Here is a 23,088-nt window from a genome sequence, read left to right on the forward strand (position 1 = left end):
ACACCCCCAGCCAACCAGACCCCCCGATCACCAGTCGAAAACAGCTGACCGCCCTACACCCTCAATTGCGAAGAGCCGGTTATCAGTCCGGCCAGGTCCGCCGCGACGTCTTGGCCGGTCTCGGGCGGCATCGCGATGTAGCTCAGGCACAGGCGGACGATCGCCCTGGACACGACACTGACATCGCCGTCGCGGGCGACCGGCCAGGTCTGGTCGAACACCGTCAACAGGCGGGTTGACGCGCGGCTGAGGATGGGCGCGCTGTCGATCGTGACAAGTTGCAGCAGATCGGGCTTGGCGACACCGGTCAGCAGCGAGATGATCAGCGGGTCGGCCGCCGACGCGCTGAAGAACGCCTGAAAGGCCTGCAGAAGCGATTCGTAGGTACTCCCGTTGTTGGCGTCGAGACTGGCCTTGACGGAGTCCACGAGTTGGTCAGCGAGTCGCAGGGCGTAACCCTGCGCCAAGCCCTGCCGGGAGCCGAACTCGTTGTAGATCGTCTGCCGGCTGATACCGGCGGCGCGAGCCACATCCGACAATGTGATGGCGGACCAATCGCGAGTCAACAGCAAGCGCCGCATCGCATCCAGAATCGAGTCGTGCAGCACCGGAGCGCTACCGCGCTGCAGCGCCGTAGCGGAGAGCCTCAACACAATGTCCCCTTGATCCAAGTCGATTGTTGAACAAGTGGCCTGGTGTCTTCGCCGAAATCGGATGTGACGCGATTTGAGTAGTGAATTTAGTTTGAGCACTGTCGGCAACCAACGATACAAGAAGGCATCGAAATCGGGGCATACCGCGGATAGCACTAACAGATTTTTCGTCTTGAATGATTTGTTTTTGGTACGAAAAAGACATACGCATCTCAAGTTCGACAAACCGATTTCAATGGACTGCGCGCCGCCGATCCACCCAAGTTTCCGCGCCGGCCCGGCAGCCTATTCGCGGCCAACCGCGAAGTCGTCGTAGCATCCGGCGTTACGCGATCGACAAAACGATCCCGTCCAGGATGTCGTGCTCACTGACCACCAACTCCGAAATGCCGGCGCGCGAACCCAATTCCCGTGCCAACTCCTGCACCACGATCGCACCGCCACCGATCACGTCCACCCGGCCCTCGTGCATGGGACCCAGCGCAGCACGCTGCGCCCGGGTCATACCGATCAGCCGGTCACACACCTGCAGCAGCTCACCAAACGGCACCCGCGAAAGATGAATTGCCGCAGCGTCATAGCGAGTCAGACCCTGCGCCAGCGCCGACAGCGTCGTCATCGTCCCCGCCAGCCCGACCCAGGTCCGCGCCCCCGCCACCGGCACCGCGCGCAAGGCGACGTCGAGCCGCTCACGCACCACTTCGCGGGCCGCCGCGACTTCATCCGCAGCCGGCGGGTCGGAGTGCAGACACCGTTCGGTCAGACGCACGCAACCGATGTCGGCCGAGTAACTCGCCACGATCTCATCGGCCGCCGTGCCGACCACGATTTCCGTCGAACCCCCGCCCAGGTCGACAACGACGAAAGGCGCACCGGCACTGTCCAACTCGCCGACCGCACCCCGGAATGACAGGCTGGCCTCCTCGTCGCCGGTGATCACCTCGGCAACCGCCCCAGGAATCACGGCCCCCAGCACCTCGGCGGTCATCGCGAAGAAGACATCACGATTGGCGGCATCGCGCGTCGCCGAGGTGGCCACCATTCGCACCCGCTCGGCACCGTGCAGACGAAGCAACCCGGCGTAATCGACCAGCGCCGCCCGGGTCCGGGAGATCACCTCGGGCGCGAACTCCCCCGTTGCATCGACACCCTGACCCAACCGGACGATGCGCATCTCGCGATGGACATCGCGCAGCCGCTCTCCCCCGACATCGGCGATCAGCAACCGAATCGAGTTGGTCCCGCAGTCGATACCAGCGAGTCGTGTCAAAGCCATTGTCTCCCAACCAAAGAAGCCGCAGCACCGGACTCGGCGGCCAGCAGCGCCAACGCCTCGTCACCGAAGGGGTTGACCCCAGGCCCCTTGGCCAGCGAGTGCGCGATGAGCACATGCAGGCATTTGACCCGGTCCGGCATGCCACCGCCGGAGAACGCGGTGCCAAGGGGTTCGATCGCATCCCGCTCGGCCAGATAGGACTCGTGAGCGCGACGGTACGCGGTGGCCAGATCTGGATCACGACCCAACCTTTCGGTCATGTCGCGCATGAGGCCCGTCGTTTCCAATCGGCTCGCCGCCGCGGTCAGCACCGGATGCGTCAGGTAATACAGCGTCGGAAACGGCGTCCCGTCAGGAAGCTTCGGCGCGGTCTTCACCACTCCCGGTTCGCCGTCCAAGCACCGGTAGGCGACTTCGAGCACACCTCGAGGCTCGCGACCCAGCTGACGCGCCACCGCCTCCAGGTCAGCGGAATCAACCACCGGGCGGCGGCGGGTTGGGCGGCGCCTGCTCGGGCGCCGGGCCGGCCGCTGGCGGCAGGTGCGGCGCGTCGGCGATCGTGTGCCACAACGAGGTGTACCAGGGCTCGTTCTTCACCGCACCACCCACCTCGGCGCCCGGCTGCGGCGCCGCCGCGGACCCGGGCGGCAGCTGAACCTGGAACGGAATGTCCCCGGGCTTGACGAAGCCGAGGCGCTCGCGCGCCTGCGCCGCGACATAGGCCGGATCAGCCAGCTGGCCCTTGCGTTGTTCCAGGTCCGCAATCTGGCGGCGCAGCGCGGCCTCGGTCGCCGACAGTTGCGCCATCTCGGTGCGTTGCGAGAAGTACGTGCGCACCGGGCCGGCAATCGTCAGCGTCAGCACACACACCACCGCGGCCAGGATGGCGGCGCGCCGAGCGGTGAAACCCAGCCGCTGATCCGACCGCTGCTCAACGGATTCGGTGAAGGACCGCTTGATGGGATCCACCACATGCTCGTGCAGCGAGCCGGTGGACCGGCTCTCGTCAGGAGCCGTCTGCGCCGGCTTGGAAACCGGCCTCGAAACAGGACTGGCGTAGGACTTCGACGAACCACCGGTCCGACGCGCCCGAGCCGAATCACCCGGCTTCCCCGGCCGTGATGCCGGGGATCGCCGTTTCGGATCAGGCTTGGGAGACAAGCTACTTGGGGTCCGCTCCGTACCGGGGGAACGCCAGGTCGCCGGCATAGCGGGCCGCATCCCCCAGCGCCTCTTCGATGCGCAGCAGCTGGTTGTATTTCGCGACCCGTTCACTGCGGGCCGGCGCACCCGTCTTGATCTGGCCGCTGCCCACCGCCACGGCCAGATCGGCGATGGTGGTGTCCTCCGTCTCGCCGCTGCGGTGGCTCATCATCGTGCGGTATCCGCTGTGGTGCGCCAGGGCGACCGCGTCCAGCGTCTCGGTCAGCGTCCCGATCTGATTCACCTTGACCAGCAACGCATTTGCCGCACCGCGCTCGATGCCTTCTTCGAGACGCTCGGGATTGGTGACGAACAGGTCGTCGCCGACGATCTGCACCCGGTCACCGATACCGGCCGTCAGCGCGGTCCAACCGTCCCAATCATCCTCGGACAGCGGGTCTTCGATGGACACCAGCGGGTAGGAGTTGAGCAGCCCGGCGTAGAACTCAGTCATCTCATCGGCCGTCCGGGTCGAGCCCTCGAAGCTGTATCCGGTGCCCTCGGTGTAGAACTCGGTTGCCGCCACATCGAGCGCCAGTGCGACATCCACACCGAGTTTGAAGCCGGCCGACTCGATGGCGCGGCTGATCAGATCGAGGGCCGCGGTGGTGCCGGCGACGTCCGGGGCGAAACCGCCCTCGTCGCCCAGCCCCGTGGACAGCCCCTCCTTCTTCAGCACCGACTTGAGCGCGTGGTACACCTCGGCGCCCCAGCGCAGCGACTCGCTGAAGCTGGGGGCGCCGATGGGCGCCACCATGAACTCCTGGACGTCGACGCCGGTGTCGGCGTGCGCGCCACCGTTGACGATGTTCATCATCGGCACCGGCAGGATGTGGGCGTTCGGTCCGCCCAGGTACCGGAACAGCGGCAGCGCCGCCGAGTCGGCCGCCGCCTTGGCGACGGCCAGCGAGATGCCGAGGATTGCATTGGCCCCCAGCCGGGACTTGTCGGGGGTGCCGTCGAGGTCGACCAGCGCCTGGTCGACCAACCGCTGGTCGTCGGCGTTCAGACCGATGACCGCCGGCCCGATCTCGTCCAGCACCGCCTGAACGGCCTTCTTCACCCCCTTGCCGCCGTACCGGTCACCGCCGTCGCGCAATTCGACTGCCTCGTGCTCGCCGGTCGACGCGCCCGAGGGCACCGCCGCACGGGCGAATGTTCCGTCGATCAGCGCGACCTCGACCTCGACGGTCGGGTTGCCGCGGGAGTCGAGGATCTCGCGGGCTCCGACCTGCTCGATAATCGGCACTGGGTTCTCCTTTGCGCTCTTGGCTCTGTTCAGGCCCCCGGCGGTACATCTTTCTACAGCGGATGACCCGCCGCATAGGCGGTTGCCCAGTCCCGTACCGCCCGCGCGTAAACGCCGGAGTTGTTGTAGGCCCGCAACGCGTTGATCCAGCCGCGCGCAGTCGAGAGATCCTTTCCGCGCCAACACAAATAACCAGCGGCCGACAATGCGGCGTCATCGATGTTGTCCGGGCTGGCGGTGCCGTCGTTGTTGGCGTCGACCCCGTACAGTTTCCAGGTCTCGGAGATGAACTGCATCGGCCCCATCGCGCGCTCCAAGCCGTTGTCCCCGTCGAGCAGGCTGCCGTCGTTGTCGACGATGCGCAGGTTGCCGCCGCTGCCGTCGAGCAGGACGCCCCGGATCGGCGGCCTGACGTCACCGTTGGGCGCTATCGTCGCCCCCCGGTAGGTGCCGTTATGGCTCTCCACCTGCCCGATGCCCGCCAGCGTCGTCCAGGCGATGTGGCACTTCGGGTTCTCCACCTCGGCGACGCGCGCGGCGTAGGCGTAGGCCTCCAGCGCGACGACCGGCATCTCGAGCGCCGGAGCCCGCGCCTCGGCCCATTCCCGCAACTGGTCGGCGGGGCGCCCGACGGCGTGGGTGTCCACCGGCGGCACCGGATCGCCGGCCGGGGGCGGTACGCCCTCCGGGATGAACAGGCTGAGTTGCCAGGTGCAACTTGACGCCAACAGCATCGCGGTCGCCCCTATCACGGCGACCGCGCGCAACCAGCGTCTCGGCGACACAAACTCTCCCTGTCGATCTCCCTATCGGGCCCGCTCACCCATTTCGGCCTAGCTCATCGTCCCATGAGTCGCGGGAGTGCCTAGCTCGCCGAACCGTCCAGCACACAAAAATCGCACCGGTTATCGACCCACGAACTGGCTGTTTGTGCAGCTTCTCTGAGTTGTCGCAAACCTGTGGGTCAGCGCCGTCCCTTGCGCTTTTTGGGCCGGGACTCCTTGGGTTCTTCGGGCAGGTCCCCCGGCACCTCGGAGCCGACCGCCACGTCGTGCTCGGGCTCCGCCTCCTCGAGAGCCGGCCCGGCGGACGGCCAGTGCGCCCGCCACTCCTCCTCGGTGACGAAGCCCAACGGCGTCATGTCGAGTTCTTCGGCGATACTGTCGCCGCGGCGGGTGGCGGCAATCGACTTCTCGACGCCGCGAACCATTTCGACGAAGTCCAACACGGCTGCGCGCAGCGTGTTCTCCGCGTCGACATCAGCCGAGAGCGTGATCGTGGTGAGCTCGGCGGGAATGAACTCGGCGGGCAGGCCTGCCTGGCACACCCGCTGAATGACCTTCTGCGCCAGCGCCAATGCCGGCTGACCGGTGTGGACGTCGTCGAGCACCGAGTTGCGCGACTTCTGTGAGCGCTCGGCGGCCTTGGCCTCTTCCCATTTGGCCAGCTGATCTTGCAGCGAAATCTCTTCGCCGGCAAGCACTCCCGGCACCCGGTTGCCGAGTTTGCGCATCAGCGTGTCGGCGACGTCGTCGATGCTGAAGGGAAGCAACGCGGCATCCTCGGCGATGCGCGAGTGGAAAAGCACCTGCAGCAACAGGTCACCGAGTTCTTCACGCAGTTGGTCGACGTTGCCGCTGTGCACCGCGTCCAACAGCTCGTAGGTCTCTTCCAGCAGGTACCGGCGCAGCGAGTCATGGGTTTGTTCGCTTTCCCAGGGCCCGGCGGTGCGCAGTTTGTCCATCATGGCGACGGCGTCGATCAGGCGTTCGCCGCGCTGACGTTCCGGGGCCGCTATGAGCCGGGCACCGGCGGCCAGGCGGGCGGTGACGGCGGGATGGTTGGGGTCCGACGACAACAGCACCGGCGCGTCCTCGCCGGTGTAGGCCGGGTGCGCGTCCGGCAGCGACCAGGGCACCGCGATCGGCATCTCTTCGGTGTACTGCACGGGGCCGGTAAGCAGCTCGATGGCTTCCACCGGCACCAGCGCCGGGCGCCGGGGGTCGACCAGGACGACAATCATCAGGCCCGTTCCTTCCCCGCGTTCGTCATACCAACATCTTGCTGCGGTTTCCCTGCCAGCGCAGTCACCAAATCGGCAACCATCTGCACCAGCTCGACATCGCGGATGTGCCCGGCGCCGATACCGCCGGCACGCGGGATGGGAACCTGCACCGTCGACGTCGTCGCACGGTAGCGCCCGCCCGGGTACATGCGGGCCAGGCGAACCTGCGCGGAGTCCGGCAGCGTCAACGGGGACAGCCGAACCGTTGTCGCCGAAACGGCACTGACCTCGGTGATGCCCGAGGCCTTGCACAGCAACCGCAGGCGCGCCACGGCCACCAGTCGTTCGGCGGGCTCGGGCAATGGACCGTAGCGGTCCACGAGCTCTTCGATAACGGCGGCGATATCGCTGTCGGACGTGGCGGCGGCCAGCCGGCGGTACCCCTCCAGCCGGAGCCGGTCGCTGGAGATGTAGTCCGGCGGTAGGTGCGCATCGACCGGCAGGTCGATGCGCACATCCTTGGTCTCCTCCGGCGTGGTCACCGTCTGCCCGTCGGCCGCGGCGCGGTAGGCCTCCACTGCCTCACCGACCAGCCGGACGTACAGGTCGAAACCGACCCCGGCGACGTGCCCGGACTGCTCGACGCCGAGCACGTTGCCCGCGCCACGAATCTCCAGGTCCTTGAGCGCCACTGCCATGCCGGCGCCCAATTCGTTGTTCTGGGCGATCGTCGCCAACCGGTCGTAGGCCGTCTCGGTCAGCGGCGCGTTCGGCGGGTAGAGGAAGTAGGCGTAGCCGCGCTCGCGACTGCGGCCTACCCGCCCGCGCAACTGATGCAGCTGGGAGAGGCCGAAGGTGTCGGCGCGCTCGACGATCAGCGTGTTGGCGTTGGAGATGTCCAGTCCGGTTTCCACGATGGTGGTGCAGACCAGGATGTCGTATTCGCGGTTCCAGAACCCCTGCACGGTGCGTTCCAGCAGGTCTTCGGGCATCTGTCCGTGGGCGACGACCACGCGCGCCTCGGGAACCAGCTCACGAACGTGGGCGGCGGCCCGGTCGATGGAGCTCACCCGGTTGTGCACGTAGAAGGCCTGTCCGTCGCGCAGCAACTCGCGTCGCAGGGCGGCGGCGATCTGCTTGTCGTCGTGCGGGCCGACGTAGGTCAGCACCGGGTAGCGCTCTTCGGGCGGGGTCAGAATCGTCGACATCTCGCGGATGCCGGCCAGGCTCATCTCGAGCGTGCGCGGGATCGGCGTAGCGCTCATCGTCAGCACGTCGACGTGGCTGCGCAGCGCCTTGATGTGTTCCTTGTGCTCGACGCCGAAGCGCTGCTCCTCGTCGACGATCACCAGACCGAGGTCCTTCCAGCGCACCCCGGTCTGCAGCAGCCGGTGGGTACCGATCACAACGTCGACCGAGCCGTCGGCCATGCCCTCGATCACCTTGCGGGACTCAGCGGGGTCGGTGAAACGGGACAGCCCCTTGACCGTCACCGGGAAGCCGGCCATCCGGTCGGTGAAGGTCTGCAGATGCTGATCGGCCAGCAACGTGGTCGGCACCAGTACGGCGACCTGTTTGCCGTCCTGAACCGCCTTGAACGCCGCCCGCACCGCGATCTCGGTCTTGCCGTAACCGACGTCGCCGCAGATCACCCGGTCCATCGGGATCGCCTTCTCCATGTCGGACTTGACCTCGGTGATCGCGGTCAGCTGGTCCATGGTCTCGGTGAAGCCGAACGCGTCCTCCATCTCGGCCTGCCAGGGCGTATCCGGCGCGAACGCGTGTCCCGGGCTGGCCTGCCGCTTGGCGTACAGCGCCACCAGCTCACCGGCGATCTCACGCACCGCGCGGCGGGCTTTGGTCTTCGTGTTGGTCCAGTCGCTGCCGCCGAGTTTGCTCAGCGCCGGGGCCTGCCCGCCCACGTAGCGCGACAACTGGTCGAGTGAGTCCATCGGGACGTACAGCTTGTCGGAACCCCCACCCCTTTTGGAGGACGCGTACTCCAGCACCAGGTACTCCCGGCGCGCCCCACCTACCGTGCGTTCCACCATCTCCACGAACCGCCCGATGCCGTGCTGATCGTGAACCACCAGGTCACCGGCCTGAAGTGCCAGCGGATCGACGGTGTTGCGCCGCTTGGCAGCGAGCCGTTTGCCCTCACTGGCGGTGGCCCGGCTGCCCGTCAGGTCGGCCTCGGTGATGACGACCAGGTTGGCGCCCGCGATGACGACCCCGTCGTGCAGCGGACCGCGCAGGACGCCGACGACTCCGGACTTGGGTGTCTGGCCCGGGTCCAGCATGCCGGCGGGGATGTCGGACTCGGCCAGCCGTTCGACCATGCGGTGCGCGGTCCCGGTGCCGGGTGCCACCATCGCCGCGTAGCCACCGGTGGCGACGTGCGCGCGCAGCATGGCGAAGATTCCGTCGATGTCGTGCTGGTGCCCGCGTGCCGAGGGGGCGGACCTGATGTCGAGTTCGAGCGCCGACTCATCGGACAGCTGGCTCAGCGTCCACCACGGATGGCCGGCCGCGCGGGCCGCCTCCCGCGCCTCGTCGAGTTCGGCGAAGCCCGAACCGCCCAGCTGTTCGACGTCGACCGGCGCATCGGTGCCCAGGGCCGCGACCGACCAGGACGCTTCCAGGAACTCCCGGCCCGTCTTGATCAGGTCGGCGGCGCGGGTGCGCACCTTTTCCGGATCGCAGATGAGCACCGGGGTTCCCTCGGCCAGCTGATCGGTGAGCAGCGTGTGGGCCCCGTCATTCGAGGGTTGCAGCACCGATTGCAGCGCCTCCATGCCGTCGACCGGGATGCCTTCGGCCAGCTTGGCCAGCATGTCGATGATGCTGCCGGTGACCGTGTTCTCCGACGCCGGATGTTTGCCGGCCAGCTCGGCAGCGCGGGCCCGGACATCGTCGGTGAGCAGCAGCTCGCGGCACGCGACGGCGACTAACGTGTCGACGGCGATCTCGGGGATCGAGCGCTGGTCGGCGACCGAGAACATCCGCATCTCGGTGATCTCGTCACCCCAGAATTCGATGCGCACGGGGTGCTCGGCGGTCGGGGCGAAGATGTCCAGAATGCCGCCGCGCACGGCGAACTCACCGCGCCGTCCGACCATGTCGACGCGCGTATAGGCCAGATCGACCAGGCGTTGGACGAGGTCCTCGAACGGAATCTCGTCGCCGACCGTGAGAGTCAGCGGCTCCAGGCGGCCCAGCTGTGGCGCCATCGGCTGCAGCAGGGATCGGACCGCGGTCACCACGACGCGCAGCGGTGGGCCCAGCCGGGCATCATCGGGATGGGCCAACCGGCGCAGCACCATCATCCGGGTGCCGACGGTGTCGATGCCGGGCGAAAGCCGCTCATGCGGCAGCGTCTCCCAGGACGGAAAAACCGCAACCGCGTCGCCGAGCACGCCGCGCAGTTCGGCGCTCAGGTCGTCGGCTTCCCGACCCGTGGCGGTGACCACCAGCAGCGGCCCCTGCCGGGCCAGTGCAGCAGCGACGTAGAGGCGCGCGCTCGCGGGCCCGACCAGCGGCAATTGTTCAGGTCGATCGGAGGCGCGCTCGATCAGCTGTTGAAATGTCGGCGCGGTGAGCGCCAATTCGACGAGCCCCGCGATCGGGGTATCTGGGCTCGCAGTCCCCGGTGCGGTCATGGTGTGCACCATTCTAGGGCGCTGTAATTCGTCAATATTGAGCCCGGTTCCGTCAAGAAAGCGTTAGGAAAGCACCGCTCGTGCCGGCATCGGCGCAGTTTAAAGGCATGACACTGCTGCACATGCTGCCCTTGGCCGGCCGGGCAGCCCCGCGAATTCTGGGCCGTGCAATCGAGCCGGCGACCGCCATTTGTGACGAAGCTGACTTCCGGGATCGTGCCCGCCGCGGCCGTCGGGCCTTCCGCGATGTCGAGATGGTCTACCCGGGAAAGTCGCTTTCGGCCGCGGCGGTGGCCCGCTGGGTGCGCGACAAAAGACTCGGCGTCGACGTCTGCTCGTCCGGAGAACTGGCGGTCGCCCTATCCAGTGGAATCGACCCTGCCCACGTCATCGTGCACGTGAACGCGATGTCCCTTGAAGAGTTGGGCGGCGCGGCGGCCGCCGGCGTGGGCCGCATCGTTGTCGACGACCCGCTGGAAGTCGGCTACCTGGCCAATCTGGTGCGACACCAACGTGTGCTCATCCAGGTCATTCCGGATGTCGACATCCACGGGCAACGCGGTGCAGGGATCAGTGACCAGGAGTTCGGGTTCACTATGGGTGGCGATCACGCCGCCGACGGCGTCCGGTGGGTGCTGGCTCACCGCACTCTCGACCTGGTCGGGATGCACTGCCATATCGCCGACGCGGCCCTGTGCGGCGAAGCGATTCGGCGGATGGTCGCCGCAATGGCCGACGTACGTGCCCATCACGGCGTCATCCTCACCGAACTCAGCCTCGGCGGTGTGCGTTGCGGCGATCCCCGCGAGCTGGCCGGGATCATCGAGGATGCGCTCGACGACGGCTGCGCGGCCGAGCATTTCCCCCGGCCCGCCGTCGTCGTCGAGATGCCGGCAGGTGATTACCAGGGCATCGTGGCCCAGGAGTAGAAAGCTCCGGTGCCTACGTCGTGGACGCCGTAGGAGTCCCAGTAATAGTCGTGGCAGACGCTGCCGTCCCAGGGCACCGGGCGTCCCGCCGGGTTGGGGTCACCGGGGCACCAGGTGGTGCAGGCCTGCAGACGCGGGCAGTTGCCCTGCTCGGCGTGCGCGGGCGGCGAGAGCATCAAGCCCACGGAAACCAGCAGGGTGATTGCGAGACCGATCAGAGCGTTGGACAGCGCGGGTAGCAGGGAACGCATGATGAGCCTTTCGTTCGGGTTCTGGTGCATAAGTGCACACGGCTCGGGCTGCTACCGATCACAACAGTTGACGCTTGCGAAGTTCTTGCACGCGCGGGCTGCTACTCGTCCTGCAGTTGCGGGTCGGCCTCCAGGTGGGTGAGGCCATTCCACATCAGATTGACCAGGTGCGCGGCCACAACTTCCTTTTTGGGCTCCCGGGTGTCCAGCCACCATTGGGCCGTCATCGACACCGAGCCCACCAGCGCCTGGGCGTACAGCGGCGCCAGGTCGGGATCCAGTCCGCGGCGGGCGAAGTCCCCGGCGAGGATGGAGCTGACCTGGCTGACGGCGTCGTTGAGCAGGCTGGAGTAGGTGCCCGAGCTGATCGCTGCGGGCGAGTCGCGGAGCATGATGCGGAACCCGTCGGTGCGTTCCTCGACGTAGGTGAGCAATGCCAGCGCGACCCGCTCGACGCGCACCCGGGACCGGTTGTTGGTCAGCGACGAGGTGATGCCGTCCAGCAATGCCGACATCTCCCGGTCCACGACGACGGCGTAGAGGCCTTCCTTGCCGCCGAAATGCTCGTAGACGACGGGCTTCGAGACGTTGGCGCGCTGGGCGATCTCCTCGATCGACGTGCCTTCGTAGCCGCGTTCGGCGAACAGGGAGCGGGCGATGCCGATGAGCTGGCGCCGACGCTCGCTACCGGTCATCCGGGCGCGCGGCGCCCGCACTTCTTTGTCCGGGCCCTTATCCGGTTGCGCCACGTGCTCAGAGTATCGGGGTGCTGACCGATCGAGTGTGCGCTCAGCGCGTTGCGTGTGCGTCCACCACGCGGAATTCGCGATTCGGCCGCGGTGGCCGCAATGTCAGAGCAGTGGACGCACACTCGAGCGGCCGGCATCGTCGGCAGACTAAAGTCTCAGAAGCGATCCGTCGTGGTGTAATCGGCAGCACCTCTGATTTTGGTTCAGATAGTTCAGGTTCGAGTCCTGGCGACGGAGCTCTGCTTATATGCCGCTTTTTTGCCGCGAGCGTGCACTCAATGCCACTCTTAACGGCGTGTCGGCGTGCAAGTGTGCACGCTCGCCAGGCGAAACTTGAGGAGAGTTGATGAGTTTTCGTGGTGACACCGCGGTTCTGGTCCTCGCGGCCGGGCCCGGCACCCGGATGCGGTCAGACACCCCAAAAGTGCTGCACGCCCTCGGCGGCCGCAGCATGCTCTCCCATTCCCTGCACGCGATGACCAAACTCGCGCCTCAGCATCTCGTCGTCGTGCTGGGTCACGACCACGAGCGCATCTCACCGCTGGTCGCTGAGCTGGCCGACAGCCTGGGCCGCACCATCGACGTCGCGCTGCAGGACAAACCGCAAGGAACCGGCCATGCGGTGTTGTGCGGCCTGTCCGCCCTGCCTGAGGACTACGCCGGGATCGTCGTCGTCGCCGCGGGTGACACCCCGTTGCTGGACGCCGACACCCTGGCCGACCTCATCGCCACCCACAGATCCGCCGGGGCGGCCGTCACCGTGCTCACCACCACGCTCGATGACCCACACGGCTACGGCCGCATCCTGCGCACCCAGGACAACGAAGTGATGGCCATCGTCGAGCAGACCGACGCGACGCCCTCGCAGCGCGGGATCCGCGAGGTCAATACCGGCGTCTACGCCTTCGACATCGCGGCGCTGAAGTCTGCGCTGAGCCGGCTCAGCTCCAACAACGCCCAGCAGGAGCTCTACCTCACCGACGTCATCGCGATCCTGCGCCGCGACGGCCACACCGTCAGCGCCCAGCACATCGACGACAGTGCCGTGGTCGCGGGCGTCAACAATCGGGTCCAGCTCGCCGAGCTGGGCGCGGAGCTCAACCGCCGGATCGTCGCGGCTCACCAGCTGGCCGGCGTCACCGTGATCGATCCGGCGACGACCTGGATCGACGTCGACGTGACCATCGGCCGCGACACGGTGATCCACCCGGGCACGCAGCTACTGGGCCGCACTCAGATCGGCGGGCACTGCACCGTCGGGCCCGACACCACGCTGAACGACGTGAGCGTCGGCGACAACGCCACCGTCTGCCGCACGCACGGCGCGTCGGCGACCATCGGCGGCGGCGCGACGGTCGGCCCCTTCACCTTCCTGCGGCCCGGAACCGTGCTGGGCGCCGAAGGCAAGCTGGGCGCCTTCGTCGAGACCAAGAACGCCACGATCGGCGCCGGGACCAAGGTGCCGCACCTGACCTACGTCGGCGACGCCGACATAGGCGAACACAGCAACATCGGCGCGTCCAGCGTGTTCGTCAACTATGACGGCACCAACAAGAGCCGCACCACCATCGGCTCGCACGTGCGCACCGGCTCGGACACCATGTTCGTCGCCCCGGTGACCGTCGGCGACGGCGCCTACACCGGAGCCGGGACCGTCGTACGCGAGGACGTCCCGCCGGGCGCCCTGGCGGTCTCGGCCGGCCCGCAGCGCAACATCGAGAACTGGGTACAGCGCAAGCGGCCCGGCACAGCGGCGGCCGAAGCCGCCGAGCGGGCCACCCGCAACTCCGCAGCCAGTGAGACACCGTGATTTCGCTTTTCGGTAACCCGGCTACGATGGGGCGTTCCTTTTCTTTCGATCCCGACACGGCGAGGGCAGCCCGGTGAGCCACGACTGGACCGATAACCGCAAAAATCTGATGCTCTTCAGCGGCCGGGCCCACCCGGAGCTGGCCGAGCAGGTAGCCAAAGAGCTCGACGTCCACGTCACCGCGCAGACTGCCCGGGATTTCGCCAACGGCGAGATCTTCGTGCGGTTCCAGGAGTCGGTCCGCGGCTGCGACGCGTTCGTGCTGCAGTCCTGCCCGATGCCGGTGAACCAGTGGCTCATGGAGCAGCTGATCATGATCGACGCGCTCAAGCGGGGCAGCGCCAAGCGGATCACCGCGGTCATGCCGTTCTACCCCTACGCCCGCCAGGACAAGAAGCACCGCGGCCGCGAACCGATCTCGGCGCGCCTGGTGGCCGACCTGCTCAAGACCGCCGGCGCCGACCGGATCGTGACCGTCGACCTGCACACCGATCAGATCCAGGGCTTCTTCGACGGGCCCGTGGACCACATGCGCGGCCAGAACCTGCTGACCGGATACATCCGGGACAACTACCCCGACGGCAACATGGTCGTAGTCTCCCCCGACTCCGGCCGGGTGCGCATCGCCGAGAAGTGGGCCGACGCCCTGGGCGGCGTGCCGCTGGCCTTCATCCACAAGACCCGCGACCCGCGGGTGCCCAACCAGGTGGTGTCCAACCGCGTGGTCGGCGAGGTGGCCGGTCGCACCTGTGTGCTGATCGACGACATGATCGACACCGGCGGGACCATCGCCGGCGCGGTGAAGCTGCTGCACAACGACGGCGCCAAGGACGTGATCATCGCGGCCACCCATGGCGTGCTGTCCGACCCGGCCGCCGAACGACTGGCCTCCTGCGGCGCCCGCGAGGTGATCGTGACGAACACCCTGCCCATCGGTGAGGAGAAGCGTTTCCCGCAGCTCACCGTGCTTTCCATCGCGCCGCTGCTGGCCAGCACCATCCGCGCGGTCTTCGAAAACGGCTCGGTCACAGGACTGTTCGACGGGGACGCCTAGATGGGTGGGGCCGTCATCTATCACAACCCCAAATGCAGCACATCCCGCAAGACGCTGGAGTTGTTGCGGGACAACGGCATTGAGCCGGACGTCATTCAGTACCTGAAGACGCCGCCGTCCAGGGACGAGTTGGTGCGCTTGATCCGCGACGCGGGCATCGAGGTGCGGGCCGCGGTGCGCAAACGCGAATCGCTTTACACCGAACTGAACCTTGCCGACGCCACCGACGACGGACTGCTCGACGCCATGGCCGAGCACCCGATATTGATCGAACGGCCATTCGTGGTGACTGCGAAAGGCACCCGGTTGGCTCGGCCGATCGACGGGGTGCGCGAGATTCTGTGACTGTCAAGGCGATACGCGCGTGCGTGGCTTTTGTCGGGATGGCCACGTTGACGCTCACGGCCGCGTGCGGACCTAAAGCTGCTGATTACCAGTCGATCTGGACGACACCGTCGTCGGCGACCAGTACCTCACCGAAACCCACCGAGCCTCCGGTTCCGCTGTCGAAGTATCTGGAAGGCGAAGGCGTCCTGGGCGATCCGGTGCTGCCCAGCGACCTGACCGACATGGTTGTGTCGATCCCGACGCCACCGGGCTGGAAACCGCGCGCCGTCGACTCGAAGACCAGCCCGAAAGCGGTGATGATCTCCAAAGGCGACAGCTATCCGGCAGCGATGCTGGTGGTGTTCAAGCTGCGTGGCGAATTCAATCCCACCGAGGCGATCAAGCACGCCAACACCGACCTGCCGGAGAGTTTCCACCAACTCGACGCCTCGACCGCCGACTTCAACGGCTTCCCGTCGTCGATGGTCCAGGGCACGTACGAGCTGAAGGGCGCGCGGATGCGCAGCTGGAACCGGGTGGTGATGCCGACCGGCCCAGCGCCGGACAACCAGCGGTACCTGGTGCAACTGATCATCACCAGCCTGGCCGAACAGGCCGTCTCGGAGAGCAACGATGTCGAGACGATCATCCGGGGGTTCGTGGTCGCCCGGAAATAGCCGCGAGCAGACATAAACTCGCCCATTTCGGCCCACACTTGGGCGACTTTGCGTCTGCTCGCCAGATCAAGCGTGCCGCAATACTTCCTGCACCAGCTGCACACGCGAAGTCAGGCCGAGCTTGGCGTAGGCGTGCCGGAGATGGCTCTGCACCGTACGCGGTGACACGAACAACCGCGCTCCGATGTCCTTGTTACCCAGACCTTCTGCAACCAACCGTGCCACGTCGAGCTCCATCGGCGTCAGCGCGCCCCAGCCGCTGGCGGGACGCTTCCGTTCGCCGCGTCCCCGCTGGGCGTACGCGATCGCTTCCTCGATGGACAGCGCCGCGCCCTCGGCCCATGCATCCTCGAATGCGTTGTCCCCCAATGCCTCACGGACGGTGGCAACGGCGGCCTGGTAGCCAGCTTGATACATCGGATAGCGGGCGTGCCCCTTGCACTGCCGCATACCGTGCGCCGCGCCCAACAGGCGAGCCGCATACGCGGCATTGCCTTCGTCGGCCGCAAGACGTGCCAGGCATTCCAGGGTGTCGGCCACCTTCATGTATCCCTGGGTCTGGGCCGCTATCGTCAGCGCGTCGTGGACGTCGCGCTCGGCCTGTTCGGGCTCGCCCTGGGCAGCTGCGATGAAAGCGCGCACGGTCAGCGCGGTCATCTTGAAAATGCCGGGCACCATGGCGATGCACTCGTCGACCCAGTGTCGTGCGGCGACGAGATCACCGCATGCGAGAAGCGCCTCCGCCAGCGGGGCGACGCTGCGGGTGAACGCTTCGCGGTCTGGAACGCTGTGCCGCAAGGCTTCCTGGGCTGCCTGCCTGGCCGCCTCGGCGTCACCGCCGGCCAGGGCGGCGTGCGCAATTGCCCCGTTCACCGTGTCCTCGGTCATCCCACCCACACTGTCCGAGGCGGCCAGCGCGGCCAGCGCGGCGGAATGTGCGGCAGCCACCTGCCCGTGGAACGCAAGGGTTCCGCTGAGGCAGACCTGCCCGAAGATCGTCGCCGACGGGTCGGCCGCCGCTTCGGCCTCCGCGACCACCGAGCGAAGAACTTCGATAGCCTCGTCGAGGTCTCCGTGGAACCACAACCCGCAGCCCAGCCAGGCCCGGTTGTTTCGCGAGAAGAAGCCGTCGCCCAGTGCGTCAGCGAGATCACGTCCCGCTTCGGCCGCCGCGATTGCCGCCAGCGGTTCTCCGGCGACGACCGCCGCGGTCGCCTGATAGCTGAAAATCGGCATGAGGCTCCACTCTTCGCCTGCGCCGCGAGCCAATTCGATCGCTTCGGTGAAGTGGGCCTGTGAGACCTCGGCGTTGTAGAAAGTCGCAGTGCCGCACGCACCGAGTGCTCGGGCCAACAGCGCCGGGTCGTCGAGTTTGCGGGCGACCTCGAGCGCCTCCTGTGCCAGGTCAGTGTGACCGTGTGCGCCCGCCCAGCCCGCGATCGCGCACTGGTCGGCAACCGCGCGCACCCAGACGCCAGGCGCGATTTCCTCCGGCCGACGGTCGGTCAGAACCGCGTCGAACGCCGCCAGCGCTTCGCGGAAGATTCCGGTGCGAAGCCAGAATTCCTGCAGTGATGACGCCAGACGTAATGCCGATTCGCGGTCGCCACTGTCCAGGCTCCACGCGAATGCCGCTCGCAAATTGTCGCTTTCGGCCCGCGCCCACGCCAGTAGCCGCTCCACGCCGGCGCGGCCCTGTGACGCCAATTCCGTTGCCGTTGCGGTGTAGTAGTCGCGGTGCCGGGTGCGCGTCTCCTCGGCCTCACCCGACTCACCCAGCTTTTCCTGCGCGTACTGACGCACCGTCTCCAGCAACGAATACCGCATCCCGCCGTCAGTGCTTGTCTCGGTGCTTGTTTCGAGGGCGACCACCAGTGACTTGTCCACCAACAGGCTGAGCTGGTCTAGAAGTTGGTAGCTCTCCATTTCAGTGCAGGCACCGATCGCCTGGGCGGCCTCGAGATCGAACCCTCCGGTGAACACGGCAAGCCGCCGGAACAAGACACGTTCCGGATCGGTCAGGAGCGCATGGGACCAATCCACCGATGCCCGTAATGTCTGCTGCCGTCGCACCGCGGTGCGCGCACCGCCGGTCAGCAATCGGAACCTGTCGTGAAGAGAGCTGCCGATCTGTTGCAAGGAGAGCGCCCGGATGCGTGCGGAGGCAAGCTCGATCGCCAGCGGCATACCGTCGAGGCGCTCACAGATCTCTCTGACGAGCGCCGTATTTCCGTCATTGACAACGAAATCCGGGCGAGCTTGACGAGCGCGGTCGGCGAACAATTCGACGGCCTCATCGGCAAGGGAAAGCGACGGCACCCGCCAGGTCAGCTCCCCGGGCACACCGAGCGGCTCCCGGCTGGTGGAAAGGATCGTCAAATGCGGGCAGGAACCGAGCAACTCGACCACCATGTCTCCGCAGGCATCGAGAAGGTGCTCGCAGTTGTCCAGCACTAACAACATGGATTTCTCGCCGAGGAACCGAACCAGTAACTCCATCGTGGAGCGCCCGGGTTGGTCGGGCAGCCCCAGGGTGCGTGCAACCGTCAAGGGCGCGACGGCGGCATTCGTGATCGGCGCCAGGTCCACATACCAGATGCCATCCGGGAATTCGGGATTCAGCAGCGAGGAGACCTCGACGGCCAGCCGCGTCTTACCGACCCCCCCGGCCCCGGTCAGGGTAACCAGCCGGTTGCTGATGACCAGCTGCCGCACGTCCGACATCTGCGTCTGACGTCCGACGAAACTGGTCAGCTGCGCCGGCAGATTGTGCGACGCGATCTCCGTGCGTACCCGCAGCGGCGGAAAGTCGTTGCGCAGATCCGGATGACACAGCTGCATCACCCGCTCAGGACGCGGCACACCCCGCAACGGATAGCTACCCAGATCGCTCAACCACACCCCCTCGGGCAACCGATCCACCACCAACGATTCGGTCACCCCCGACAACACCGTCTGCCCCCCATGAGCCAGATCACGAATCCGGGCCGTTCGGTTGATCGTCGGCCCCGCGTAATTCCCCTCATCGCGCAACTGAATCTCACCGGTATGCAACCCGATCCGAATCCGGATCGGCGCCAACGGCGCCCGCTGCAACGCCACCGCACACGCCACCGCATCCGACGCCCGCGCGAACGCAACCACGAAACTGTCGCCCTCACCCTGCTCCACCGGACGCACCCCGCCACAGGCGGCCACCGCCTCGTCCACCGTCCGGTTCAACAACCCCAGCGCAGCCGTCATCTGCTCAGGCTGGGTCTCCCACAACGCCGTCGAACCCTCGACATCAGCCAACAGCAACGTCACCGTCCCCGTCGGCAACAACTCACTCACACCCAACTCACCCCAGGTCAGCGCCGGCATCTCCGCATGTTGGCTCATGCTAGCCAGCATCACGCCCGGCGCCGCCCACTACATCCGCCAGAAGGCGCAATTCCTCGGCGGAACGGTCAGGGGGTGGGCCGCAGAGCGATCACCGGAATCGGCCGCGATGTTTTCTTCTGGTACTCGACATAACGGTTGGCGTTGTTCTTATTGACGATTTTCCACAGCCGCGCGTAGTCGAGGCTGTCGGGCAACACGGGGTGGGCGGTGACTGCAAAACGCCGTGAGCCGACGTTGATCTCGACATCGGGATTCGCCTTCAAATTGTGATACCAACCGGGAGCTTTGGGATAGCCGGCTTTCGATGCCACGACCAGGTAATCATCGCCATCCTTGGCGTAGGTCAGCGTGTTGGTGCGCGCCTTGCCCGTCTTGGCGCCAACCGTGTGCAGGAGCAGGTTGGGTGGCATACCCGGCACCCGGTGCCCGATCCGGCCGTTCGTCGCCTGATAAATCTTGTCGTGCAGACTGAGGAACTTGAACAGGACCTTCTCGGTCTTGGATGTCATCTGCCCAGTCTTGCCGAGCCACGTCGTGCCGCGCCAGATGCCGGGCCCACACCCCGTCAGGCCCGTCTGCCGCTTTCCTGGACGAGCTGAACGCGGGAGGTCAACCCGAGCTTGGCGTAGACGTGCGTGAGATGACTCTGGACGGTGCGCGGTGAAATGAACAACCGCGCGCCGATGTCTTTGTTGCCCAACCCTTCTGCGACCAGACGTACCACGTCGAGTTCCATGGGGGTCAAGGAAGCCCAGCCCGTCGCGGGACGTTTGCGCTCGCCCCGGCCGCGCTGGGCATAGGCGATGGCCTCCTCGACGGAAAGAGCTGCACCTTCGGCCCATGCCACATCGAAATCTTGCTGTCCCAACGCTTCCCGGACTTTCACCACCGTGGCGTCGTAATCCGCGTGATACATCGGCAGCCGGGGTCTTTCGGTGCGCTGACGAAGATCCTGCGCCGCACCGAGAATCCGCGCCGCACCGGCGCAGTTGCCAACGTCGGCCGCCAGGCCAGCGAGGATTTCCAGAGCGTCGGCCACCCACACATATGCTCGGGTGCGGGCGGCGACAACCAGTGCCTCGTGAGCGTCTCGTTCGGCCTGGTCCGGCTCGGCCTGCGCGAGGGCGACCCGGGCCCGTCCCGTCAGGGCCAGGATCTGGTGGCATCCCGGGGCGACGGCGACGGTGTCGTCCGCCCAGCGCCGCGCGGCGACGAGGTCACCGCAGCCCAGGGCTGCGTCGGTCATCGGAACGATGCTCCGGGTGAACAACTCTTTCAGCGGATAGGTATGCCGCATCGCCGCCTCGCAGGCGTCTCTGGCCGCCACCGCGTCGCCACCGGCCAGGGCGGCGCCGGCCAGCGGCACGTAGGCCGTGTCCTGGTGGAAGCCGCCCAGGGCACTCGCGGCCTCAATAGCTGCCGCGGCCGCGGTGTGCGCCGACGCGACATCACCTCGCAGCGCGAGCGCCTGGCCGAGGGTGATCAGACCGAACGTCTCCATCGCGCGATCTTCGGCGGTGCGCGCGTCCTCCACCAGCGACCGCGCCAGCTCGACGGCCTCGCTCAATTTGCCCTGCATACCCAGCGCAATGCTGACGAATGCCTGAGAGTAGCGGGATATGAACCCATCGCCGAGCGTGTCGGCGATAGCGCGGCCTTCCTGACCGGCTGCCTCAGCTGCGATCGGATCGCCGGCGACAGTGCAGGCGAAGGACTGATACGCACGCAGGTGGCATTGCACAGACAGCTCACCCGACGCGCGGGCCAGCTCGATCGCCTCGTTGAAGTACGCGTCGGCGCTGTAGAAATTGAGCATGCCGCAGCCCATCAGGATGCGTGCCACGAGCGCCGGGTCGTCGAGTTGACGCGCGACGGCCAGTGCCCGCTCCGCTCGCTGCAGGCTGGCCGGAACGGACACCCAGACCGCGAGAACCGCCGCGTCGGCGACTGCGCGGACCAGGATCGCCGGCTTGATGTCGCTCGACTCGTAGAGGTCGTCGGCAAAGACGGCGTCGAAAGCGGCCAGCCCCTCGCGAAACCGCCCGCGTGTCAACCAGAACTGCTGCAACGACGCCGCGAGCTCCAGCGCCGTCCCGACCTGCGCCGTCTCGCGACTCCACGCGTGGGCCGCTCGTAGATTGTCTATCTCGACGTCGGCCCACTGCACCAGTGGACCTTGCGGTCCTGACGCAAGGGCAGCCGCGGTGGTGATGTAAAAGTCGCGGTGCCGGGCGCGCACCGTCCCGGCTTCGCCTGACTCGCCGAGCTTTTCGAGTCCGTACTGACGCACCGTCTCCAGCACGCGGTACCGCATCGCGTTGTGAACTTCCTCAGCGACGAGGAGCGACTTGTCGACCAGCAGCCCGAGAACATCAATCAGCTGGAAACGCTCGGCCTCGGTGTCCGCTCCCACCGCGTGCGCGGCATCCAGGTCGAACCCGCCCATGAAAACCGCGAGGCGGCGGAAGAGGATGCGCTCAGGTTCGGTGAGCATCGCGTGCGACCAGTCCACCGAGGCCCGCAGCGTCTGCTGGCGGCGCACCGCGGTACGCGCTCCACCGGTGAGCAACCGGAACCGGTCGTGCAGGCTGTCGAAGATCTGTTGCAGCGACAGCGCCCTGATCCGCGCTGCGGCCAACTCGATTGCCAGGGGCATGCCGTCGAGGCGCTCACAGACCTCTCCTATGAGCGCGGTATTGTCCTGGCCCACAACGAAATCCGGCCGCACCCGGCGGGCGCGGTCAATAAACAGATCGACCGCCTCGTCGGCAAGCGACAATGACGGCACCCGCCAGCTCAGCTCGCCGGGCACGCCCAGTTGCTCTCGACTGGTGGCCAGGATGGTCAATTGCGGACAGGTCGGCAGTAACTCGACCACGAGCTGCCCGCACGCATCGAGCAAATGCTCGCAGTTGTCGAGCAGCAGCAGCACTTTCTTCGGGCTGAAGAACTGCAGCAGCAGTTCCCTCGTCGAGCGGCCCGGTTGATCGGGCAATCCCAGGGTGCGCGCGACCGTCACCGGCGCTGCGGCGGGATTGGTAAGGGGCGCAAGGTCGATGTACCACACACCATCGGCGAACTCAGCGGCCAGTTGCCCCGCCAGTTCCACCGCCAGTCTCGTCTTGCCCGCGCCCCCGGCGCCCGTCAGTGTCACCAACCGGTTGTCGTTGATGAGCTGGCGCAAGTCCGCCAGCTGCGCGTGGCGTCCGACGAAACTGGTCAGCTGCGCCGGAAGATTATGCGAGGCAACGACAGTCCGCACCCGCAGCGGCGGGAACTCGCTTTGCAGATCCGGATGACACAACTGCACCACCCGCTCAGGACGCGGCACGCCCCGCAACGCATAACGACCCAGCTCGGTCAGCCATACCCCGTCGGGCAACCGATCCATCACCAGCGATTCGGTCACCCCCGACAACACGATCTGCCCACCATGGGCCAGATCACGAATCCGGGCGGTGCGGTTGATTGTCGGCCCGGCGTAGTTACCTTCATCGCGCAACTGAATCTCACCGGTATGCAACCCGATCCGAATCCGGATCGGCGCCAGCGGCGCCCGCTGCAACGCCACCGCACACGCCACCGCATCCGACGCCCGCGCGAACGCGGCCACGAAACTGTCACCCTCACCCTGCTCCACCGGCCGCACGCCGTCATGGGCGGCAACCAGTTCATCCACCGTCCGGTTCAACGACGCCAGGGCGGCGGCCATCGCTTCGGGCTGGGTCTCCCACAGCGCAGTCGACCCCTCCACATCCGCGAGCAGCAGCGTCACCGTACCGGTCGGCAGGAATTCGCTCACACTCAAATCACCCCAGGTCAGCGGCGGCATCTCCGCGTGTTGGCTCATGGTAGCCAGCAT

At 66.8% G+C, this 23,088-nt stretch carries 16 protein-coding genes, 1 tRNA gene and 2 pseudogenes; 6 read left to right on the top strand and 13 right to left on the bottom strand.

Features of this window, described 5'->3' with window-relative positions; all coding sequences use genetic code 11:
- Nucleotides 1–53 precede the first annotated feature (53 nt).
- The 8 genes and pseudogenes from AO501_RS30145 to mfd all read right to left on the bottom strand — a co-directional run bounded on the left by AO501_RS30145 (nt 54) and on the right by mfd (nt 10,045).
- Entirely contained in the window at nt 54–581 is a 528-nt protein-coding gene (locus AO501_RS30145; RefSeq protein WP_082658930.1) for a TetR/AcrR family transcriptional regulator, read from the bottom strand.
- A gap of 397 nt (nt 582–978) precedes the next feature.
- A complete protein-coding gene (locus AO501_RS30150) occupies nt 979–1,929 on the bottom strand; it encodes a Ppx/GppA phosphatase family protein (protein ID WP_055581247.1) in 951 nt (316 codons plus the stop codon).
- Entirely contained in the window at nt 1,920–2,411 is a 492-nt protein-coding gene (locus tag AO501_RS30155) for a DUF501 domain-containing protein (RefSeq protein WP_055581248.1), read from the bottom strand. Before AO501_RS30155 ends, AO501_RS30150 begins: the two co-directional genes overlap by 10 nt.
- A complete protein-coding gene (locus tag AO501_RS30160; protein ID WP_055581249.1) occupies nt 2,404–3,138 on the bottom strand; it encodes an FtsB family cell division protein in 735 nt (244 codons plus the stop codon). The genes AO501_RS30155 and AO501_RS30160 overlap by 8 nt, the downstream gene beginning before the upstream one ends.
- The gene (gene eno / locus AO501_RS30165; RefSeq protein WP_055581250.1) at nt 3,092–4,381 is read right to left on the bottom strand and encodes a phosphopyruvate hydratase; all 1,290 of its coding nucleotides are present in this window, start codon (nt 4,379–4,381) and stop codon (nt 3,092–3,094) included. Before eno ends, AO501_RS30160 begins: the two co-directional genes overlap by 47 nt.
- Before the next feature lie 53 nt (nt 4,382–4,434).
- On the bottom strand, nt 4,435–5,166 hold the full coding sequence (locus tag AO501_RS30170; protein ID WP_055581251.1) for a lytic transglycosylase domain-containing protein: 732 nt from the start codon (nt 5,164–5,166) through the stop codon (nt 4,435–4,437).
- Between the two features lie 120 nt (nt 5,167–5,286).
- Nucleotides 5,287–6,404 (bottom strand): annotated as a pseudogene (locus tag AO501_RS30175) (nucleoside triphosphate pyrophosphohydrolase).
- The gene (mfd, locus tag AO501_RS30180) at nt 6,404–10,045 is read right to left on the bottom strand and encodes a transcription-repair coupling factor (RefSeq protein WP_055581265.1); all 3,642 of its coding nucleotides are present in this window, start codon (nt 10,043–10,045) and stop codon (nt 6,404–6,406) included. The pseudogene AO501_RS30175 and the gene mfd overlap by 1 nt, the downstream one beginning before the upstream one ends.
- Nucleotides 10,046–10,152: 107 nt before the next feature.
- On the opposite strand from mfd, the pseudogene AO501_RS30185 reads away from it, so the two are divergent.
- Nucleotides 10,153–10,932, top strand: a pseudogene (locus AO501_RS30185) (diaminopimelate decarboxylase); the annotation flags it as partial.
- A 14-nt stretch (nt 10,933–10,946) separates the two neighbouring features.
- Here the strand turns inward: AO501_RS30185 and AO501_RS30190 are convergent.
- Nucleotides 10,947–11,225 (bottom strand): hypothetical protein, encoded by a 279-nt coding sequence (locus AO501_RS30190; protein ID WP_156452862.1) that lies wholly within the window; start codon nt 11,223–11,225, stop codon nt 10,947–10,949.
- Nucleotides 11,226–11,326: 101 nt separating this feature from the next.
- A complete protein-coding gene (locus AO501_RS30195; RefSeq protein ID WP_055581266.1) occupies nt 11,327–11,920 on the bottom strand; it encodes a TetR/AcrR family transcriptional regulator in 594 nt (197 codons plus the stop codon).
- A 219-nt stretch (nt 11,921–12,139) separates the two neighbouring features.
- Between AO501_RS30195 and AO501_RS30200 the strand changes: the two genes are divergently transcribed.
- From AO501_RS30200 to AO501_RS30220, 5 genes are all read left to right on the top strand, one after another.
- Nucleotides 12,140–12,211: transfer RNA gene (locus tag AO501_RS30200), tRNA-Gln, on the top strand.
- 109 nt (nt 12,212–12,320) lie between these two features.
- A complete protein-coding gene (gene glmU / locus AO501_RS30205; protein ID WP_055581255.1) occupies nt 12,321–13,784 on the top strand; it encodes a bifunctional UDP-N-acetylglucosamine diphosphorylase/glucosamine-1-phosphate N-acetyltransferase GlmU in 1,464 nt (487 codons plus the stop codon).
- Nucleotides 13,785–13,857: 73 nt separating this feature from the next.
- Nucleotides 13,858–14,838: a ribose-phosphate diphosphokinase gene (locus AO501_RS30210; protein WP_055581256.1), complete on the top strand. Its 981-nt coding sequence runs from the start codon at nt 13,858–13,860 to the stop codon at nt 14,836–14,838.
- Nucleotides 14,839–15,183 carry an arsenate reductase (glutaredoxin) gene (gene arsC / locus AO501_RS30215; RefSeq protein ID WP_055581257.1) on the top strand — a complete coding sequence of 115 codons (345 nt, stop codon included), beginning with the start codon at nt 14,839–14,841 and terminating at the stop codon, nt 15,181–15,183.
- A 38-nt stretch (nt 15,184–15,221) separates the two neighbouring features.
- Complete coding sequence (locus AO501_RS30220; protein WP_055581258.1) at nt 15,222–15,842, top strand: LpqN/LpqT family lipoprotein; 621 nt, start codon at nt 15,222–15,224, stop codon at nt 15,840–15,842.
- Between the two features lie 66 nt (nt 15,843–15,908).
- Here AO501_RS30220 and AO501_RS30225 read toward each other — a convergent pair whose 3' ends face one another.
- Genes AO501_RS30225 through AO501_RS30235 form a run of 3 tightly spaced genes read right to left on the bottom strand, consistent with a single transcriptional unit; the run spans nt 15,909 to nt 23,088 of the window.
- Nucleotides 15,909–19,235 (bottom strand): LuxR family transcriptional regulator, encoded by a 3,327-nt coding sequence (locus AO501_RS30225; protein ID WP_055581267.1) that lies wholly within the window; start codon nt 19,233–19,235, stop codon nt 15,909–15,911.
- 56 nt (nt 19,236–19,291) lie between these two features.
- Nucleotides 19,292–19,735, bottom strand: a complete 444-nt coding sequence (locus tag AO501_RS30230) for a nitroreductase family deazaflavin-dependent oxidoreductase (RefSeq protein WP_055581259.1) — start codon at nt 19,733–19,735, stop codon at nt 19,292–19,294.
- Between the two features lie 56 nt (nt 19,736–19,791).
- The gene (locus tag AO501_RS30235; RefSeq protein WP_055581268.1) at nt 19,792–23,088 is read right to left on the bottom strand and encodes a helix-turn-helix transcriptional regulator; all 3,297 of its coding nucleotides are present in this window, start codon (nt 23,086–23,088) and stop codon (nt 19,792–19,794) included.

It is taken from the genome of Mycobacterium gordonae (assembly GCF_001417955.2).
Lineage (GTDB): Bacteria > Actinomycetota > Actinomycetes > Mycobacteriales > Mycobacteriaceae > Mycobacterium > Mycobacterium gordonae_B.

Excerpts from the sequence above, each read along its gene's own strand:
- AO501_RS30195 (WP_055581266.1), bottom strand. The coding sequence starts at position 11,920 with ATGACCGGTAGCGAGCGTCGGCGCCAGCTCATCGGCATCGCCCGCTCC.
- AO501_RS30190 (WP_156452862.1), bottom strand. The coding sequence starts at position 11,225 with ATGCGTTCCCTGCTACCCGCGCTGTCCAACGCTCTGATCGGTCTCGCA.
- AO501_RS30145 (WP_082658930.1), bottom strand. The coding sequence starts at position 581 with ATGCGGCGCTTGCTGTTGACTCGCGATTGGTCCGCCATCACATTGTCG.
- glmU (WP_055581255.1), top strand. The coding sequence starts at position 12,321 with ATGAGTTTTCGTGGTGACACCGCGGTTCTGGTCCTCGCGGCCGGGCCC.
- AO501_RS30235 (WP_055581268.1), bottom strand. The coding sequence starts at position 23,088 with ATGCTGGCTACCATGAGCCAACACGCGGAGATGCCGCCGCTGACCTGG.
- AO501_RS30230 (WP_055581259.1), bottom strand. The coding sequence starts at position 19,735 with ATGACATCCAAGACCGAGAAGGTCCTGTTCAAGTTCCTCAGTCTGCAC.
- AO501_RS30160 (WP_055581249.1), bottom strand. The coding sequence starts at position 3,138 with ATGCCGGCGACCTGGCGTTCCCCCGGTACGGAGCGGACCCCAAGTAGC.
- AO501_RS30150 (WP_055581247.1), bottom strand. The coding sequence starts at position 1,929 with ATGGCTTTGACACGACTCGCTGGTATCGACTGCGGGACCAACTCGATT.
- mfd (WP_055581265.1), bottom strand. The coding sequence starts at position 10,045 with ATGACCGCACCGGGGACTGCGAGCCCAGATACCCCGATCGCGGGGCTC.
- AO501_RS30220 (WP_055581258.1), top strand. The coding sequence starts at position 15,222 with ATGGCCACGTTGACGCTCACGGCCGCGTGCGGACCTAAAGCTGCTGAT.
- AO501_RS30225 (WP_055581267.1), bottom strand. The coding sequence starts at position 19,235 with ATGCTGGCTAGCATGAGCCAACATGCGGAGATGCCGGCGCTGACCTGG.
- arsC (WP_055581257.1), top strand. The coding sequence starts at position 14,839 with ATGGGTGGGGCCGTCATCTATCACAACCCCAAATGCAGCACATCCCGC.